The organism is Pseudomonas sp. Fl5BN2, assembly GCF_009908205.1.
Classification (GTDB): domain Bacteria; phylum Pseudomonadota; class Gammaproteobacteria; order Pseudomonadales; family Pseudomonadaceae; genus Aquipseudomonas.
Genome location: NZ_JAAARL010000002.1, coordinates 267,819 through 286,684 on the forward strand (window position 1 = coordinate 267,819; position 18,866 = coordinate 286,684).

Sequence of the window (18,866 nt, forward strand, 5' to 3'; positions counted from 1 at the left end):
GCCAACCGCCGTGGTTTCTTATTATTGCTTAGCGTTTCTTGCGGTTGGCAATGTGGATGGCAGTGCCATTCACAGCCAGAGCTGCTTCGTGCAGGGCTTCGGACAGGGTCGGATGGGAGAAAACCATCATGCCCAGGTCTTCGGCGCTGGTGCCGAATTCCATGCCGATCGCACCTTGCTGAACCAGTTCCGCAGCGCTTGGGCCAATCACGTGGACGCCCAATACGCGATCAGTCTTGGCATCGGCGATGACTTTGACGAAACCGCCGGTGTCGTTGGCTGCCATGGCACGGCCGCTGGCGGCAAACGGGAAGGTGCCGACGTTAACTTCAACGCCTTCAGCTTTCAAGGCCTGCTCGGTTTTACCGACCCATGCAATTTCCGGGTGAGTGTAGATAACCGAAGGGATCAGGTCGTAGTTCATCTGGGCTTTGTGGCCCTTGATGCGCTCGGCAACCATGATGCCCTCTTCCGAGGCTTTGTGAGCCAGCATCATGCCGCGCACCACGTCACCGATGGCGTAAACACCCGGTACGGTAGTCGCGCAGTGATCGTCAACGTGCACGAAACCGCGCTCGTCGAGGGTCACGCCGCAATCAGCAGCCAGCAGATCAGTGGTCACTGGACGGCGACCAACGGCTACGATCAGCTTGTCGAAAGTGATGGTCTGCTCGCCCTTGGCGTCGGTGTAGGTCACCACGACTTCTTCGCCATTGACCTTGGAGCCGGTCACGCGAGCGCCCAGCTTGATGTCCAGGCCCTGTTTGGTCAGGGTTTTCAGCGCTTCCTTGGAAACAGCAGCGTCAGCCGCCATCAGGAAGGTGTCCAAAGCCTCCAGGACAGTCACTTGCGCGCCCAGGCGCGACCAGACCGAACCCAGTTCCAGGCCGATGACGCCAGCGCCAATCACGCCCAGACGTTTTGGCACGGCTTGGAATTCCAGGGCGCCGGTGGAATCGACGATCACGTTCTGATCAACCGGTGCAGGTGGAATGTCGATTGGACGCGAGCCTGGAGCCAGGATCACGTTCTCGGCTTCGATCACTTCAACCGAACCGTCAGCCTTGGTGACTTCGACTTTCTTGCCGGCCAGCAGTTTGCCGTGGCCCTGGATCGAGGTCACGCCGTTAGCTTTGAACAGGGTGGCAACACCGCTGGTCAGGCCTTTGACGATGTTGGCCTTGCGGCCGACCATGGCCGGTACGTCCATGGTCACGCCAGCGTGGTTGATGCCGTGGATGGCAAAACCGTCCTGGGCTTCATGGAATTTCCAGGAGCTGTCCAGCAGCGCCTTGGAAGGAATGCAACCGACGTTCAGGCAAGTACCGCCGAGGGCCAGCTTGCCCTCTTTGTCGGTGTACTTCTCGATGCAAGCAGTAGTGAAACCGAGCTGTGCAGCCTTGATTGCGGCTACATAGCCGCCAGGGCCCGCACCGATCACTACCACGTCGAATTTCTGAGTCATAAAAGGTTCCTTTTAGCGGCAAGCTAGAAGCCGCAGACCGCAAGCTTGAAGCTCCTTCGCCCGAATCGGGCCTGGAGCTTGTCGCCTACAGCCGGCGGCTGCTTTTTAGATGTCCAGGAGCAGACGCGCTGGATCTTCCAGCAGGTTCTTGATGGTCACCAGGAACGTCACGGCTTCTTTACCGTCGATCAGGCGGTGGTCGTAGGACAGCGCCAGGTACATCATCGGACGGATTACCACCTGACCGTTGATCGCCATAGGACGCTGCAGGATATTGTGCATGCCCAGGATCGCTGCTTGTGGCGGGTTGACGATCGGGGTCGACATCATCGAACCGAAAGTACCACCGTTGGTGATGGTGAAAGTACCACCAGTCATCTCTTCCATCGACAGCTTGCCGTCACGGGCCTTCTTGCCGAAGGTGGCAATGCCGCCTTCGATTTCAGCCAGGCTCATCAGTTCGGCGTTACGCAGAACCGGAACCACCAGGCCACGGTCGCTGGAAACCGCAACACCAACGTCGGCGTAGCCGTGGTAAACGATGTCGGCACCGTCGATCGAGGCGTTGACAGCCGGGAAGCGCTTCAGCGCTTCGGTAGCGGCCTTGACGAAGAACGACATGAAGCCCAGGCGCACGCCATTGTGGGACTTCTCGAACAGATCCTTGTACTTCGAACGCAGGGCCATGACTTCAGTCATGTCGACTTCGTTGAAGGTGGTCAGCATCGCCATGTTCGACTGGGCTTCAACCAGACGCTCGGCAACCTTGGCGCGCAGACGGGTCATTGGCACACGCTTTTCAACGCGGTCGCCGGCAGCGAATACCGGAGCAGCAGCGGCAGGAGCCGGAGCCTTGGCAGGCGCGGCAGCTGGAGCGGCTTTCTTCGCGGCAACAGCAGCCACCACGTCTTCCTTGGTCACGCGACCGCCTTTGCCGGTACCGGCAACGGACGCAATGTTGATGCCATTCTCTTCAGCCAGCTTGCGCGCAGCAGGCGCAGCGATTGGATCGTCTTCGCCTTCGGCAGCAGTTGGGGCAGCAGCGGCAGCGGCCGGAGCAGCAGGAGCCGCGGCAGCAGCAGCGCCTTCAACGATGGAGCCCAGGACTTCGTCGGACAGAACGGTGTCGCCTTCGTTCTTGACGATAGCGCCCAGCACGCCGTCAGCAGTGGCCAGCACTTCCAGCACAACCTTGTCGGTCTCGATGTCAACAATCAGGTCGTCGCGCTTGACGGCGTCGCCTGGTTGTTTGTGCCAGGTGGCAACGGTGCCATCGGCAACCGATTCCGGGAAAGTGGGGGCTTTGATCTCGATAGCCATTATCTGTGGTTCCTTAAATTCGGTTTCAGGTGCGCGAAGGCGTTAAACAGTAAAGGCATCTTGCAGCAGTTTTTCCTGCTGCTCAGCGTGCATCGATGCGTAACCACAAGCAGGGGCAGCAGAAGCGTCACGGCCCGCGTACTCGAGTACGAGCGACTTGTTATGACCGCTGATGATGCGACGCATGTGATGCTGGCTGCAGTACCAGGCACCCTGGTTCATCGGCTCTTCCTGACACCAAACGATGTGTTTGAGGTTGGTGTAGGGAGCCAGGACTTCAATCAAGTCGTCCTCAGGGAATGGGTACAGCTGCTCAAGACGCACGATGGCGATATCGTCACGACCTTCGGCACGGCGTTTTTCCAGCAGGTCGTAGTAGACCTTGCCGCTCGCCAGCACGATACGACCGACCTTTTTCGGGTCCTGGGCATCGATTTCCGGAATAACGGTCTGGAATGAACCTTCGGCCAGATCTTCCAGGGTCGAGATGGCCAATTTATGACGCAGCAGCGACTTCGGTGTCAGGACGATCAACGGCTTGCGCAGCGGGCGAATCACCTGACGACGCAGCAAGTGGTAGATCTGCGCCGGCGTGGTCGGTACGGCTACCTGAATGTTGTGCTCAGCGCACAACTGCAGATAACGCTCCAGGCGAGCCGAAGAGTGCTCCGGCCCCTGACCTTCATAACCGTGCGGCAGCAGCATGGTCAGACCGCAAAGACGGCCCCACTTGTGCTCGCCACTGGTGATGAACTGGTCGATAACCACCTGGGCACCGTTGGCGAAGTCGCCGAACTGGGCTTCCCAGATCACCAACGCGTCAGGCGTGGTGGTCGAGTAACCGTATTCGAACGCCAGTACGGCTTCTTCGGACAGGAACGAATCGTACAGGTCGAAACGTGGCTGGCCTTGGTACAGGTGCTGCAGCGGGATGTAGGTACCCGCGTCTTTCTGGTTGTGCAAGACCGCGTGACGGTGCGAGAACGTACCGCGACCGATGTCCTGGCCAGTCATGCGAATCGGGTGACCTTCGAACGCCAGGGTCGCGTACGCCATGGTTTCAGCGTAACCCCAGTTGATCGGCAGGCCGCCGGCTTGCATCTTTTGACGGTCTTCGTAGATCTTCGCCACTTGGCGCTGCACCACGAAGCCTTCCGGGATTTCCAGCAGCTTGGCGGACAGCTCTTGCAGGGTCTTGAGATCGAACCGGGTGTCATGACGCGCAGTCCAGGCGTGACCCAGATACGGACGCCAGTCGACGAACAACTCTTTGTTCGGCTCTTTGACCAAGCTTTTTACCACGTGCAGACCATTGTCCAGCGCGTTGCGGTATTCATCGATCTTCGCTTGAACACGCGCATCATCGACCACACCGGCCTGGGTCAGGCGTTCGGCGTACAGCTCACGGGTGGTGCGCTGCTTGGTGATTTGCTGGTACATCAACGGCTGGGTGCCGCTCGGCTCATCCGCTTCGTTGTGGCCACGACGACGGTAGCAGACCAGATCGATCACCACGTCGCGCTTGTACTGCATGCGGTAGTCGATCGCCAGCTGGGTCACGAACAATACGGCTTCCGGATCATCACCATTCACATGGAGGATCGGCGCCTGGATCATCTTCGCGACGTCGGTGGCGTACTCGGTGGAACGCGAGTCCAGCGGGTTGCTGATGGTGAAACCGACCTGGTTGTTGATCACGATGTGCACAGTACCGCCGGTCTTGAAACCGCGGGTCTGGGACATCTGGAAGGTTTCCATGACCACGCCTTGACCGGCGAATGCCGCGTCACCGTGGATGGAGATCGGCAGAACCTTCTCGCCGGTTGGATCGTTACGACGATCCTGACGGGCGCGTACCGAACCTTCGACCACTGGAGATACGATTTCCAGGTGGGACGGGTTGAACGCCATCGCCAAGTGGACTTCGCCACCGGTAGTCATCACGTTGGACGAGAAGCCCTGGTGATACTTGACGTCACCGGAACCCAGCTCGACCTTCTTCTTGCCTTCGAACTCGTCGAACAGCTCGCGCGGGTTCTTGCCGAAGGTGTTGACCAGCACGTTCAGACGGCCACGGTGGGCCATGCCGATGACGATTTCCTTGGTGCCGTAGGAACCGGAACGCTGGATCAGCTCGTCGAGCATCGGGATCAGGCTTTCGCCGCCTTCCAGACCGAAACGCTTGGTGCCCGGGTATTTGGTGCCCAGGTATTTTTCCAGGCCTTCACCGGCAGTCACACGCTCGAGCAAGTGGCTCTTGATGTCAGCAGAGTACGTCGGACGACCACGCACGCTTTCCAGACGCTGCTGGAACCACTGGCGCTGCTCGGAATCGGTGATATGCGTGAATTCAGCGCCGATGGTGCGGCAATATGTCTGCTGCAACGCTTCGTGAATTTCGCGTAGGCTCGCTTCCTCTTTGCCGATGAACAGGTCGCCGGCACGGAAGGTCGTATCAAGATCGGCATTGGTCAAGCCGTAATGATTGATCGACAGGTCTGCAGGTGCAGGACGCTGCCACAGCCCCAGCGGGTCCAGCTGGGCTGCCTGGTGGCCACGCATCCGATAGGCCTGGATCAATCGCAGCACTTCAACTTGCTTCTTTTCGTGCTCACTGCTCACGCTGCCGGCGGATACCGGTTGGGCGCGGCGCTGGTTCTTTGCCAGCAAGACGAAATGATCGCGGATTGTCGAGTGCGAAACATCGATGGCAGTGCTGCCGTCGGTAGGCAACTTCTGAAAGTAAGTGCGCCACTCTTCTGGCACAGCGTTAGGGTCGTGCAGGTAGAGCTCGTAGAGCTCTTCCACATAGGCAGCGTTACTACCGGATAGGTAGGCGCTGTTCCACATGCGCTGCATCACGCTTTCTTGCATGCTTGGTCACCCTCGGTTAGGGGAACACCACCGGCGACGACACCGAGCAAGCTTGCAGAAGTCCGAATGCAGCGACCAAAACAAGCCACTTAGGATCACGCTGATAGTCCGGGTACCAGCCCGGATGCCCCTGCTTGTCTCATTTCTTCAAAAATAAGAGCAGCCACTTTGTGAGCTGCTGCTCAGGTTAGAGCCATGACGCGGGTTGAAGCCCGCGCCGTGGCTTTTACGGGTACAGCGGTCCTACGGGTACAGCAGCTGAATCACACGCCACTTTGCAGCAACATGTTACGGATGTGACCGATGGCCTTAGTCGGGTTCAGGCCTTTCGGACAAACGTTGACGCAGTTCATGATCCCCCGGCAGCGGAATACGCTGAACGGGTCATCCAGTGAAGCCAGACGCTCGGACGTCTTGGTGTCACGGCTGTCTGCCAGGAAGCGATAGGCTTGCAGCAGCGCAGCTGGACCCAGGAACTTGTCCGGGTTCCACCAGAAGGACGGGCAAGAGGTCGAGCAGCAAGCGCACAGGATGCACTCGTACAGACCGTCGAGCTTCTCACGCTCTTCCGGGGACTGCAGACGCTCGATGGCCGGAGCCGGCGTATCGTTCTGCAGGAATGGCTTCACCTTCTCGTATTGCTTGTAGAAGATGCTCATATCGACGACCAGGTCACGGATAACCGGCAAACCTGGCAGCGGACGAACAACCAGCTTGTTCTTCTTGACCACGGCGGACAGCGGCGTGATGCACGCCAGGCCGTTCTTGCCGTTGATGTTCATGCCGTCGGAACCGCAGACGCCTTCACGGCAGGAGCGACGATAGGAGAAACCTTCGTCCTGCTCTTTGATCAGCGCCAGCACGTCCAGCACCATCAGGTCTTTACCACCGGTATCGACCGAGAATTCCTGCATGAACGGCGCAGCGTCCTGATCAGGGTTGTAGCGATACACACTGACTTGCAACATAGTGGCCACCCTTAGTAAGTCCGAATCTTAGGTTCAAAAGTCGGAACAGTCTTCGGCGAGAAGTTCACGGCACGTTTGGCAACGCGTTTCTCACCCGGGAAGTACAGGGTGTGGCACAGCCAGTTTTCGTCATCGCGGTCTTCGAAGTCTTCACGGGCGTGAGCACCGCGGGACTCTTTACGCACTTCGGCAGCGATGGCCGTGGCTTCGGCCACTTCCAGCAGGTTCTGCAGCTCAAGTGCTTCGATACGCGCAGTGTTGAAAGCTTGAGACTTGTCGTTGATCTTGACGTTGGCGATACGCTCACGCAGGTCAGCCAACTGGGCAATACCCTTCTGCATGTATTCGCCAGTGCGGAATACACCGAAGTAGTTCTGCATGCAGTTCTGCAGTTCACGACGCAGGGTCGCAACGTCTTCACCGGTGGTGCGCTCGTTGAGCTTGGCCAGGCGGTTCAGGGCAACTTCTACGTTGGTGTCGCTGGCGTCGCGGTATTCGATACCGTCGGTCAGCGCTTTTTCCAGGTGCAGACCGGCCGCACGACCGAATACCACCAGGTCCAGCAGCGAGTTGCCGCCCAGACGGTTGGCACCGTGCACCGATACGCAAGCCACTTCACCCACTGCGAACAAGCCAGGGATGATGGTGTCTTCGCCATCAGTGTTCTGAGTGATCGCCTGACCGTGAATGTTGGTGGCAACGCCGCCCATCATGTAGTGGCAGGTTGGAACAACCGGAACCGGAGCAACTACCGGGTCAACGTGGGCGAAAGTCTTGGACAGCTCGCAGATACCTGGCAGGCGGCTGTGCAGCACTTCCTCACCCAGGTGGTCGAGCTTGAGCATCACGTGGTCGCCATTCGGGCCACAACCGTTGCCGGCGATGATCTCTTTGACCATGGAACGTGCCACAACATCGCGACCCGCCAAGTCTTTGGCGTTCGGAGCATAACGCTCCATGAAACGCTCGCCGTGCTTGTTGATCAGGTAACCGCCTTCACCGCGGCAGCCTTCAGTCACCAGGACACCAGCGCCGGCGATGCCGGTCGGGTGGAACTGCCACATCTCGATGTCTTGCACCGGAACGCCAGCACGCAGCGCCATGCCGACACCGTCACCGGTGTTGATCAGGGCGTTGGTGGTGGAGGCGTAGATACGGCCCGCACCGCCAGTTGCCAGAACGGTAGCCTTGGCGCGGATGTAGGTGGTTTCACCGGTTTCGATGCAGATGGCGATCACGCCGACAAAGGCGCCGTCTTCGTTCTTCACCAGATCGACCGCGTACCACTCATTAAGGAAGGTGGTGCCGGCTTTCAGGTTGCCCTGGTAAAGGGTGTGCAGCAGTGCGTGACCGGTACGGTCGGAAGCCGCGCAAGTACGGGCAGCCTGACCGCCCTTGCCGTAGTCCTTGGACTGACCGCCGAAAGGACGCTGGTAGATACGACCGGTTTCGGTACGGGAGAACGGCAGACCCATGTGGTCCAGTTCGAAGACCGCAGCCGGGCCTTCCTGACACATGTATTCGATAGCGTCCTGGTCACCGATGTAGTCGGAACCCTTGACGGTATCGTACATATGCCAGCGCCAGTCATCGTTCGGGTCCGCCGAGGCGATCGCACAGGTGATGCCGCCTTGGGCAGACACAGTGTGCGAACGGGTCGGGAACACCTTGGTGATCACTGCAGTCTTGTGGCCGCCCTGGGCCAGCTGCAGTGCGGCACGCATGCCGGCGCCGCCGCCGCCAATGATGATGGCGTCGAAAGAAATGGTTGGAATGTTAGCCATGAATCAGATACCCCAGAGAATCTGCACACCCCAGACGAAGTAAGCGAACATCGCGACGCCGCATACTGCCTGGAAAAGGAAACGCACTGCTGTCGCCGACTTGCCCAGCGCCATCGGCGTCAGGTAGTCAGTCGAGATGGTCCACATGCCGACCCAGGCGTGAGCGCCCAGGGCCACCATGGCCAGCAGACTGAAGATACGCATCCAGTTGTTTGCGAACAGGCCATGCCACTGTGCGTAGTCAATGCCCGGATTCGCTACGAGGTACCCGATCAGGAAGATGAAATAAGCCGCGAGAACGACCGCAGACACACGCTGTGCCATCCAGTCATAAAGGCCCGAACGCGACAGGTTCGTAACGCTGGTTACCATATCCAAACTCCCGCCAGAACGATAATCACCACGGATACGGCGATAACGATTTTCGAGCCCAGCTTGCCGCCTTCCAGCGTTTCACCGATGCCCATGTCCATAATCAGATGGCGCACACCGGCCACCAAGTGATACAGCAAGGCGGACAGGAGGCCCCATGCAACGAATTTGGCCAGCGGACTGGTCAAGCACGCCTTCACCTCGGCATAACCTTCCTCAGAGCCCAGGGACTTGCTCAATGCGTAAAGCATGATGCCGATGCCCAGGAAGAGGATGATGCCGGAAACACGGTGGAGAAACGACGTAACGCCGGTGATGGGGAGTTTGATGGTCCTTAGGTCTAGGTTTACAGGTCGTTGGCTATTCACGGCTTTTTTCACACTGAAGAGCCCCTAACAATCAGGGCAAAGTTGTTGGGGAGTGCACTGGTCAGGCAACCACTACCCAGGGAGTGCGACCCCCAGCAAAGCGGGCCCAGAAGCCTACGGAGGTCGGTGGCCGAGTATAGACAGTTAGGCTACTAATGACAACGCAAAGACCTTCCCCTAATAGCTCATTGCGTTAGCCTAATAAAAGGCGTAAATGGCAGTGAATTTCGCGCAAAAAACCCTCCCAAAGCCTTCTGGGACAAGACTTTAGGCAAATTGACATTCGGATTTATCTCACTATAGTGGTGCGGGCCCTGCGTGGGGGGTCTGTCTGATGATTTCAAGCATAAATAGGAGGCCACATGGCTGACAAAAAAGCGCAGTTGATCATCGAGGGCGCAGCCCCCGTCGAGCTGCCCATTTTAACCGGCACCGTTGGTCCTGATGTAATCGATGTTCGGGGCCTGACGGCCACGGGCCGCTTCACTTTTGACCCAGGTTTCATGTCGACCGCTTCCTGCGAGTCGAAGATCACCTACATCGACGGCGACAACGGCATCCTGCTGCACCGCGGCTACCCGATCGAACAGCTGGCTGAAAAGTCGGACTACCTGGAAACCTGCTACCTGCTGCTCAACGGCGAACTGCCGACCGCAGAACAGAAGGCCCAGTTCGTCAGCACCGTGAAGAACCACACCATGGTTCACGAACAGTTGAAGAGCTTCTTCAACGGTTTCCGTCGCGACGCCCACCCAATGGCGGTGATGTGCGGCGTAGTCGGCGCACTGTCGGCGTTCTACCACGACTCCCTGGACATCAATAACCCGCAGCACCGCGAGATTTCCGCCGTGCGCCTGGTGGCCAAGATGCCAACCCTGGCAGCGATGGTTTACAAGTACTCCATGGGCCAGCCGATGATGTACCCGCGCAACGACCTGTCGTACGCGGAAAACTTCCTGCACATGATGTTCAACACCCCGTGCGAGATCAAACCGATCAGCCCGGTACTGGCCAAGGCAATGGACCGGATCTTCATCCTCCACGCCGACCACGAACAGAACGCCTCGACTTCCACCGTGCGTCTGGCAGGCTCCTCGGGTGCCAACCCGTTCGCCTGTATCGCTGCCGGCATTGCGGCTCTCTGGGGCCCGGCTCACGGCGGCGCCAACGAAGCCGTGCTGACCATGCTCGACGAAATTGGCGATGTCTCGAACATCGACAAGTTCATCGCCAAGGCCAAGGACAAGAACGATCCGTTCAAACTCATGGGCTTCGGTCACCGCGTGTACAAGAACCGCGATCCACGCGCCACGGTAATGAAGCAGACCTGCGACGAAGTTCTGAAAGAGCTGGGCATCAACAACGATCCACAACTCGAACTGGCCATGCGCCTGGAAGAGATCGCCCTGACCGATCCGTACTTCATCGAGCGCTCGCTGTACCCGAACGTCGACTTCTACTCGGGGATCATCCTCAAGGCCATCGGCATTCCAACCAGCATGTTCACCGTGATCTTCGCCCTGGCGCGGACCGTCGGCTGGATCTCCCACTGGAAGGAAATGCTCTCCAGCCCTTACAAGATCGGCCGTCCACGCCAGCTGTACACCGGCTACGAGTCGCGTGACATCACTAAACTGGAAGACCGCAAATAAGACCTGTCTTGCGATCAAGTCTTAGCTGCAGCGGATACGGCCTCTCTTAGAGGTCGTATTTGTTTTCGCCCCCCCTGACACGGCACCCACAGCCCTCTGTAGCCGCGAAGGCTGCGGATAGTGACAACCTGCCCCCCTCCTCCCAGCAGCTGCTCAGCGGCCGTATTTGCAGCGCCTTCCCGCATCCGCGGCCATAAGCGCCCGATCGCACTTCACGCCAACCACCGACCATCAGCCCCGCTATCGCTACGGCGCGCTGCCGCTCAGCCTGCTCGAGCAGTGACAAGAGCTACGCAACACCATTCAGCACTACAGATACCTCCACTTAACCTGCCCCCATAAAAAAGTGCCCCGATCTCGCGATAAGGGCACTTAGCTACTACTCGGCTTATTAATAGAAGCCGATGCACATCACTCTTTTAGTGCGATACCGCCCCACTTGCACCCAGGCCGGTTTGCGAACGCACGAACTGCGGGAAGAACAGCGCCCGCTCGTTGGCCGCCGAGGTCGACTTGTCAGTGATGGAGAAGAACCAGATACCGATGAAGGCAATCATCATCGAGAACAGCGCTGGGTACTCGTACGGGAAGATCGCCTTCTCGTGATGCAGGATCTGCACCCAGATGGTCGGCCCGAGGACCATCAGGCCAACGGCACTGACCAGGCCCATCCAGCCGCCGATCATCGCGCCACGGGTCGTGAGCTTCTTCCAGTACATGGAAAGCAGCAGTACCGGGAAGTTGCAGCTGGCAGCGATGGAGAACGCCAGACCCACCATGAACGCAATGTTCTGGCTCTCGAAGAGAATGCCCAGGCCGATCGCCAGCACGCCCAAGGCCACGGTGGTGATCTTGGAAACGCGGATCTCGTCCTTCTCGTTGGCCTTGCCCTTCTTGATCACGCTGGCATACAGGTCGTGGGACACCGCCGAGGCGCCGGCCAGGGTCAGGCCCGCCACGACTGCCAGGATGGTGGCGAAGGCCACTGCCGAGATGAAGCCGAGGAACACGCTGCCGCCCACCGCATTGGCCAGGTGCACCGCCGCCATGTTGTTACCGCCCAGCAAGGCGCCTGCGGCATCCTTGAAGTCCGGGTTGGTGCTTACCAGCAGGATCGCGCCAAAGCCGATGATGAAGGTCAGGATGTAGAAGTAGCCGATGAAGCCTGTGGCGTAGAGCACGCTCTTGCGGGCTTCCTTGGCGTCGCTCACGGTGAAGAAACGCATCAGGATATGAGGCAGGCCCGCAGTACCGAACATCAGCGCAAGCCCCAGCGAGAACGCCGAGATTGGATCCTTCACCAGACCGCCAGGACTCATGATCGCCTCACCTTTGGGGTGGACCTTGATCGCCTCGGAGAACAGCGTGTTGAAGTCAAAGTTGACGTGCTTCATCACCATCAGCGCCATGAAGGACGCACCGGAGAGCAGCAGCACCGCCTTGATGATCTGTACCCAGGTGGTGGCCAGCATGCCGCCGAACAGCACATACAGGCACATCAGGATACCTACCAGGATCACCGCAACGTGGTAGTCGAGACCGAACAGCAGCTGGATCAGCTTGCCGGCACCGACCATCTGCGCGATCAGGTAGAACGCCACCACCACCAGCGAACCGCAGGCCGACAGGGTACGGATCTGGGTCTGCCCGAGGCGGTAGGACGCCACGTCGGCAAAGGTGTACTTGCCCAGGTTACGCAGGCGCTCGGCGATCAGGAACAGAATGATCGGCCAGCCCACCAGGAAGCCGATGGAATAGATCAGGCCGTCATAACCGGACGTGAACACCAGGGCGGAAATCCCCAGGAAGGACGCCGCCGACATGTAGTCACCGGCAATCGCCAGACCGTTCTGGAAACCGGTGATCTTGCCACCCGCTGCATAGTAGTCAGCGGCCGACTTGTTGCGCTTGGAGGCCCAGTAGGTGATGCACAGGGTGGCACCGACAAAGACCACGAACATCAGGATCGCCGATACGTTGAGGGGTTGCTTGTGGACTTCACCCGTCAAAGCGTCTGCGGCCCAGAGGGCAGGAGCGAAAGCGGCAAGTCCGAGTGCTGCGAATAGACGTCGGATCATTGCTGAGCCTCCTTCAGAATCGCGTTGTTCAGGTCATCGAACTCACCGTTGGCGCGGCGCACATAGATAGCCGTCAGGACGAAGGCCGAGAGAATCAAGCCAACACCGATGGGAATGCCCCAGGTGATGGATGAGGTTGGACTGATTTTGGCCCCCAGGATCTGGGGCCCATAGGCGATCAACAGGATGAAAGCCGAGTAAAGCCCAAGCATGATCGCCGAGAGAATCCAGGCGAACCGCTCTCGCTTGCTGACCAGCTCCTTGAAGCGCGGGCTGTTTTGAATCGAGAGGTAAATGCTGTCGTTCATTGTTTTTATCCTCGCAGCACAGATTTTAGGTAGAACCTAATCCACTCTATGCGGCTGCAGAACAGGTTCCAGACGACCTTAGTATTAGAACGACATTAGCGGCCGCGCCAACTTTCCTCCTCGAAAAGACAAGGCCATCCACGGACTTTCCGTGGATGGCCTCAAGACCCTTGTTCTAGACGCTTTTCGACTACTTGGCAGTCCACTCGGCAACGCGTTCCGGGTGCTTGCTGACCCAGTCCTTGGCCGCCACATCGGGTTTTGCGCCGTCTTGAATGGCCAGCATGACTTCGCCGATTTCGTCCTTCGACGCCCACTGGAATTTCTTCAGGAACGCCGCCACTTCCGGGGCCTTCTTCTCCAGGCCCTTGCTGCCGATGCTGTTGACGGTTTCAGCAGCGCCATACACGCCTTTTGGATCATCGAGGAAACGCAGCTTCCACTTGGCGAACATCCAGTGCGGCACCCAGCCGGTCACGGCGATGGAATCCTGCTTCTCTTCGGCACGGGTCAACTCGGCGATCATCGCCGCCCCGGAACTGGCCTGCAGCTTGTAGTCCAGGCCGTAGTCCTTGATCACCTGGTCGGTCTTGAGCATCACCCCTGAACCGGCGTCGATGCCAACGATCTTGTTCTTGAACGTGGTGTCGGTCTTCAGATCCTCAATGGACTTGGCCTTGACGTACTCCGGCACGATCAGGCCGATCTTGGCATCCTTGAAGTTGGGGCCGTAGTCGACCACCTTGTCCTTGTTCTTGGCCCAGTACTCGCCGTGGGTTACCGGCAGCCACGCCGAGAGCATGGCATCGAGCTTGCCGGTGGCCACGCCCTGCCACATGATCCCGGTCGCCACCGCCTGCAGCTTGACGTCATAACCGAGCTTCTGCTTGATCACCTCCGCCGCCACATGAGTCGTCGCCACACTGTCGGACCAGCCATCGACGTAGCCGATGCTCAGGGTCTTGCTATCGGCACTGGCCAGAGTGGAGCTGATGGCAAGTACCAGTGCGGCACCTGCGCCTAAGAGTCGTCGCATCTTCATCGTTACTTCCCCGAAAAGTGCAGTGCCGGGCGAGTGCCGGGCACGTCAACGTATGGTTATGGTGCGCTGCGCCTCCATCACGCCTCACCGCGAACGCGTTCGATCATCAGCGGAGTGCTGATGCCCTGATCATCAACCCGCCACTGTCCGCGACCTGCTCTGTCTGCGACCTCAAGGCAACAAGCAACGACATCAGATAGCCAGCAACCAGCCGCCTCCACAGCCCGTACAGCGGGCCCGCCCGAACTTTGCATGTCAAAATCATGCAGGCCACCAAGCCGCGAACAAATGCAGGTAAGATGCCCGGCTTTGTTCCACGACGGCCTGACCATGCCCGCCACTGCACGCTTCCCCGCCCTTGCTTATCTATTGTCCTGCCTGCTTGGCCTGCTGGCCCTCTGCGGTTACTGGTACGGCCTCGGCCAGCCGGTGCATCTACCGGACGTCGCCAGCGCCAGCCACAAACTGCAGTGCGCCTCCTACACCCCGTTCGACAAGGACCAGTCGCCCTTCGACCAACCGTTCAAGTTGCGCCCCGAGCGCATGGACGCCGACCTGGCACTGCTGGCCACCCGCTTCGAGTGCATCCGCACCTACTCCATGACCGGCCTTGAGGCCCTGCCCGAGCTAGCCCGCAAGCACGGTCTGAAGCTGATGATCGGTGCCTGGGTCAACAGCAACCCGGTGGACACCGAGAAAGAAGTGGACCTGCTGATCGCCTCGGCCAACGCCAACCCGGATGTGGTCAGCGCGGTGATCGTCGGCAACGAAGCCCTGTTGCGCAAGGAAGTCACCGGCCCGCAGCTGGCGCGATTGATTCTCAAGGTCAAGGCCGGGGTCAAACAGCCAGTAACCTATGCCGACGTCTGGGAGTTCTGGCTCAAGCACCCGGAAATCGCCCCGGCGGTGGACTTCCTCACCATCCACCTGCTGCCGTACTGGGAAGATGATCCGTCGAACATCGACGCCGCCCTCAACCACGTGGCCGAGGTGCGCCAGGTGTTTGGCAACCGCTTCGCGCCCAAAGACGTAATGATCGGTGAAACCGGCTGGCCCAGCGAAGGCCGCCAGCGAGAAACCGCACTGCCGAGCCGGGTCAACGAGGCCAAGTTCATTCGCGGTTTCGTTGCGCTGGCAGAACACAATGGCTGGCATTACAACCTGATCGAAGCCTTCGATCAGCCATGGAAACGCGCCAGCGAAGGTGCGGTGGGCGGGTACTGGGGGCTGTTCGACGCAGATCGCCAGGACAAGGGCATTCTTGCCGGCCCCGTGTCCAACCTACCTTATTGGCCGCTGTGGCTAGGGGTAGGCGCCGTGATCTTCTTCGGCACCTTGATCCTCGGCGGCCGGGTTCGCAGTCGACGTGCGGCGCTGCTCTTGCCGCTGCTGGGGGCATTGGCGGCCAGCACGATCGGTACCTGGGGGGAGCTGGCCCGCGTCACCAGCCGCTTCACCGGCGAATGGTGCTGGGCCGCGCTGCTGCTCGGCCTGAACCTGCTGGTCCTGGCCCATGCCGCGCTGACCTTGAGTGCCCGCGAAGGCTGGCGCCTGCGAGCCTTCAATGCTCTGGAGAAGCGTGCAGGCTGGTTGCTGGCGACAACAGGGTTCGCCGCGGCAGTAATGATGCTGGAGTTGGTGTTCGACCCACGCTATCGCAGCTTCCCCAGCGCCGCCCTGCTGCTGCCGGCGGTGGTCTACCTGTGCCGCCCCGTGCGGGTGCCGCGCCGCGAGATTGCCCTGCTGACCTTTATCGTCGGCGCCGGTATCGCTCCCCAGCTGTACCAGGAAGGCCTGGCCAACCAGCAGGCCTGGGGCTGGGCCCTGGTCAGCCTGTTGATGGTGGCGGCAATGTGGCGCAGCCTGCGGGCGCGTATCGCCTGATCCATCGCAACCTGTAGCCGACTGCCACGGCAGTCGCTACAGCGAGCCCAGTCCTTACTTGGCGCGCACCAGGCGCAGGGCCGCGATCACCACCGCAAACACCGCCAGGGTGGTGTTGTACAGAGCCAAGGCGGGAATGCCGGCCAACACGGCCAGCACCGCCAACCCCCAGCCGGCACGCCCGGGAACGACAAACGCCAGCAGTGCCGCGCCCAAGGCACTCCAGCCCAGCACCTTGAAGTGGATCATCCAGCCCAGGTTCGAGCGCAACGAACATTCCCAGCGGCTGGCCTCATCGACACAGACGCCCACCCATCGAGCATCCTCCATGAAGCCGTAGCGCAGGCCATAACTGGCGGCCAACCACAGCGGCAGGACAACAAGCAGCAGAATCAAGGGCAAGCGGCGAGACATGAAACACTCCGAACAATCAAAACGGCGCCCAGCATAATCGTCCATGGACGCTTGGCAAGCTCGATGCATAGATAACTGTTAAGCAAATAGCGGCAAAGTGTATCGCCCGGCTACTATCACCCCCTGATGTGCCTGCCACAGGCGTTATTTGCATCCAACCATGGCACTTCGGCAGCAGCGCGGTGGTCATAGCCTGCGAACCTCATTCGGCACCTTCCTTCTAGGGATATAGTCATGCTTCGTTCCTTGCGCTTCGCCGCCCTGTTCGGCGGCCTTATCCTGAGTGCGTCCGCACTGGCGGTCGACGTTGACGCGGCCAGTTATGGCTATCCGTTGACCAACCCCTTCGAAGCCACCATTGCCACCACGCCACCGGAGTTGCGCCCGGAACTGCCCTCCAATGACGATATCCGTCAGTCGGACCACAGCCTGACCCTGCGCCCGGAGCGCGAGTTCATCCTCCCGGACAATTTCTGGGCGGTGAAGAAACTCACCTACCGCATCGCCACCCAGGACCACGCTGCGCCGCTGATCTTCCTGATTGCCGGTACCGGCGCGCGCTACGACAGCAGCCTCAACGAGTACCTGAAGAAGCTCTACTACAAGGCCGGCTACCACGTGGTGCAACTGTCCTCGCCCACCAGTTTCGACTTCATCAGCGCCGCCTCGCGCTTCGCCACGCCCGGCGTGACCCAGGAAGATGCCGAAGACATGTACCGGGTGATGCAGGCCGTGCGGGCGCAAAACCCCAAGCTGCCGATCACCGAGTTCTATCTCACCGGCTACAGCCTGGGGGCCCTGGATGCGGCGTTCGTCAGCAAGCTGGATGAAACCCGGCGCAGCTTCAACTTCAAGAAAGTCCTGCTGCTCAACCCGCCGGTCAACCTCTACACCTCGATCACCAACCTCGACAAGCTGGTACAGACCGAGGTCAAGGGCATCAACAACAGCACCACCTTCTACGAATTGGTACTGGGCAAGCTGACCCGCTACTTCCAGCAGAAGGGCTACATCGATCTCAACGACGCCCTGCTCTACGACTTCCAACAGTCCAAGCAACACTTGACCAACGAACAGATGGCGATGCTGATCGGCACCTCGTTCCGCTTCTCCGCGGCGGACATCGCCTTCACCTCGGACCTGATCAACCGTCGCGGCCTGATCACCCCGCCCAAGTACCCGATCCGCGAAGGCACCAGCCTCACGCCGTTTCTCAAGCGCGCCCTGCAATGCGACTTCGACTGCTACCTGACCGAACAGGTGATCCCGATGTGGCGTGCCCGTACCGACGGCGGCAGCCTGTTGCAACTGATCGACCAGGTGAGCCTCTACGCCCTGCAGGACTACCTCAAGAACAGCACCAAGATCGCCGTGATGCACAACGCCGACGACGTGATCCTCGGCCCCGGCGACCTGGGCTTCCTGCGTAAAACCTTTGGCGACCGCCTGACCGTCTACCCCCATGGCGGCCACTGCGGCAACCTCAACTACCGCGTCAACAGCGACGCCATGCTGGAGTTCTTCCGTGGCTAAACATCTCCTGCTTATCGCTGCGTTGCTCTGCACCGGCTATGCCCAAGCTGACAACAGCAAGGCCAACACCCCCACCGTGCCGGATGCCGACGGTTTCACCGAGCCGCTGAAGAAACTCAAGTTCAACCCCGGGCTGGACCAGCGTGAGTTCGAACGCTCGACCCTCAACGCCTTGAACATCTACGACCCGCTGGAGTCGTGGAACCGCCGGGTCTACCACTTCAACTACCGCTTCGACCAGTGGGTATTCCTGCCGGTGGTGGACGGTTACCGCTATGTGACGCCAAGTTTCCTGCGCACCGGGGTCAGCAACTTCTTCAACAACCTCGGCGACGTGCCCAACCTGGTCAACAGCCTGTTGCAGTTCAAGGGCAAGCGCTCCATGGACACCACGGCGCGGCTGCTGCTCAACACCACCATCGGCGTAGCCGGCCTGTGGGACCCGGCCACCAAGATGGGCCTGCCACGCCAGAGCGAAGACTTCGGCCAGACCCTGGGTTTCTATGGCGTACCCGGTGGTGCCTACCTGGTGCTGCCAATCCTCGGCCCTTCGAACCTGCGCGATACCGCGGGGCTGGCGGTGGACTACACCGCAGAGTCGGCGATCAACTTTCTCAATGTCTCGGAAGTCAGCAGCAACCACCCGGAGATCTGGGCACTGCGTGGCGTCGACAAGCGCTACCAGACCAGCTTCCGCTATGGCCAGCTGAACTCGCCGTTCGAGTACGAGAAAGTGCGCTACGTGTATAGCGAATCGCGCAAGTTGCAGATCGCCGAGTAACCCCTACCCCGACAGTCCCGCCC

General features: G+C 59.7%; 15 protein-coding genes. 4 read left to right on the forward strand and 11 right to left on the reverse strand.

The genetic code is table 11. The annotated features are described in order from the left end of the window. Positions 1-28 precede the first annotated feature (28 nt). The 7 genes from lpdA to sdhC form a co-directional block, all read right to left on the reverse strand. A complete protein-coding gene (gene lpdA / locus GV819_RS03600; RefSeq protein WP_161753570.1) occupies positions 29-1,465 on the reverse strand; it encodes a dihydrolipoyl dehydrogenase in 1,437 nt (478 codons plus the stop codon). A 105-nt stretch (positions 1,466-1,570) separates the two neighbouring features. Further along, positions 1,571-2,785, reverse strand: coding sequence for a 2-oxoglutarate dehydrogenase complex dihydrolipoyllysine-residue succinyltransferase (odhB, locus tag GV819_RS03605; protein WP_161753572.1), 1,215 nt, complete (start codon positions 2,783-2,785; stop codon positions 1,571-1,573). Positions 2,786-2,827: 42 nt separating this feature from the next. Then, positions 2,828-5,659, reverse strand: coding sequence for a 2-oxoglutarate dehydrogenase E1 component (locus GV819_RS03610; protein WP_161753574.1), 2,832 nt, complete (start codon positions 5,657-5,659; stop codon positions 2,828-2,830). Positions 5,660-5,922: 263 nt separating this feature from the next. After that, the gene (locus tag GV819_RS03615) at positions 5,923-6,627 is read right to left on the reverse strand and encodes a succinate dehydrogenase iron-sulfur subunit (RefSeq protein ID WP_161753576.1); all 705 of its coding nucleotides are present in this window, start codon (positions 6,625-6,627) and stop codon (positions 5,923-5,925) included. An 11-nt stretch (positions 6,628-6,638) separates the two neighbouring features. Continuing rightward, positions 6,639-8,411, reverse strand: a complete 1,773-nt coding sequence (gene sdhA / locus GV819_RS03620; protein WP_161753578.1) for a succinate dehydrogenase flavoprotein subunit — start codon at positions 8,409-8,411, stop codon at positions 6,639-6,641. Positions 8,412-8,414: 3 nt separating this feature from the next. Then, a complete protein-coding gene (gene sdhD, locus GV819_RS03625; RefSeq protein WP_159897100.1) occupies positions 8,415-8,783 on the reverse strand; it encodes a succinate dehydrogenase, hydrophobic membrane anchor protein in 369 nt (122 codons plus the stop codon). Further along, positions 8,777-9,163: a succinate dehydrogenase, cytochrome b556 subunit gene (gene sdhC / locus GV819_RS03630; RefSeq protein WP_368668864.1), complete on the reverse strand. Its 387-nt coding sequence runs from the start codon at positions 9,161-9,163 to the stop codon at positions 8,777-8,779. Before sdhC ends, sdhD begins: the two co-directional genes overlap by 7 nt. 350 nt (positions 9,164-9,513) lie before the next feature. Between sdhC and gltA the strand changes: the two genes are divergently transcribed. Beyond that, the gene (gene gltA, locus GV819_RS03635) at positions 9,514-10,803 is read left to right on the forward strand and encodes a citrate synthase (protein ID WP_011060047.1); all 1,290 of its coding nucleotides are present in this window, start codon (positions 9,514-9,516) and stop codon (positions 10,801-10,803) included. 419 nt (positions 10,804-11,222) lie between these two features. On the opposite strand, the gene GV819_RS03640 is transcribed toward gltA, so the two are convergent. From GV819_RS03640 to GV819_RS03650, 3 genes are all read right to left on the reverse strand, one after another. Beyond that, positions 11,223-12,881 carry a cation acetate symporter gene (locus tag GV819_RS03640; protein ID WP_161753580.1) on the reverse strand — a complete coding sequence of 553 codons (1,659 nt, stop codon included), beginning with the start codon at positions 12,879-12,881 and terminating at the stop codon, positions 11,223-11,225. Continuing rightward, entirely contained in the window at positions 12,878-13,189 is a 312-nt protein-coding gene (locus GV819_RS03645; RefSeq protein ID WP_161753582.1) for a DUF485 domain-containing protein, read from the reverse strand. The genes GV819_RS03640 and GV819_RS03645 overlap by 4 nt, the downstream gene beginning before the upstream one ends. 190 nt (positions 13,190-13,379) lie before the next feature. After that, positions 13,380-14,231, reverse strand: a complete 852-nt coding sequence (locus GV819_RS03650; RefSeq protein ID WP_161753584.1) for a glycine betaine ABC transporter substrate-binding protein — start codon at positions 14,229-14,231, stop codon at positions 13,380-13,382. Between the two features lie 330 nt (positions 14,232-14,561). Between GV819_RS03650 and GV819_RS03655 the strand changes: the two genes are divergently transcribed. Beyond that, positions 14,562-16,115 carry a beta (1-6) glucans synthase gene (locus GV819_RS03655; RefSeq protein ID WP_161753894.1) on the forward strand — a complete coding sequence of 518 codons (1,554 nt, stop codon included), beginning with the start codon at positions 14,562-14,564 and terminating at the stop codon, positions 16,113-16,115. A gap of 54 nt (positions 16,116-16,169) precedes the next feature. On the opposite strand, the gene GV819_RS03660 is transcribed toward GV819_RS03655, so the two are convergent. Then, complete coding sequence (locus tag GV819_RS03660; RefSeq protein ID WP_161753586.1) at positions 16,170-16,529, reverse strand: hypothetical protein; 360 nt, start codon at positions 16,527-16,529, stop codon at positions 16,170-16,172. A gap of 234 nt (positions 16,530-16,763) precedes the next feature. Here GV819_RS03660 and GV819_RS03665 point away from each other — a divergent pair, with 234 nt between their 5' ends. Together GV819_RS03665 and GV819_RS03670 are read left to right on the forward strand one after the other, a co-directional pair. After that, positions 16,764-18,062 (forward strand): serine/threonine protein kinase, encoded by a 1,299-nt coding sequence (locus tag GV819_RS03665; protein WP_161753588.1) that lies wholly within the window; start codon positions 16,764-16,766, stop codon positions 18,060-18,062. Then, positions 18,055-18,843: an MlaA family lipoprotein gene (locus GV819_RS03670; RefSeq protein WP_161753590.1), complete on the forward strand. Its 789-nt coding sequence runs from the start codon at positions 18,055-18,057 to the stop codon at positions 18,841-18,843. Before GV819_RS03665 ends, GV819_RS03670 begins: the two co-directional genes overlap by 8 nt. Positions 18,844-18,866: the final 23 nt, after the last annotated feature.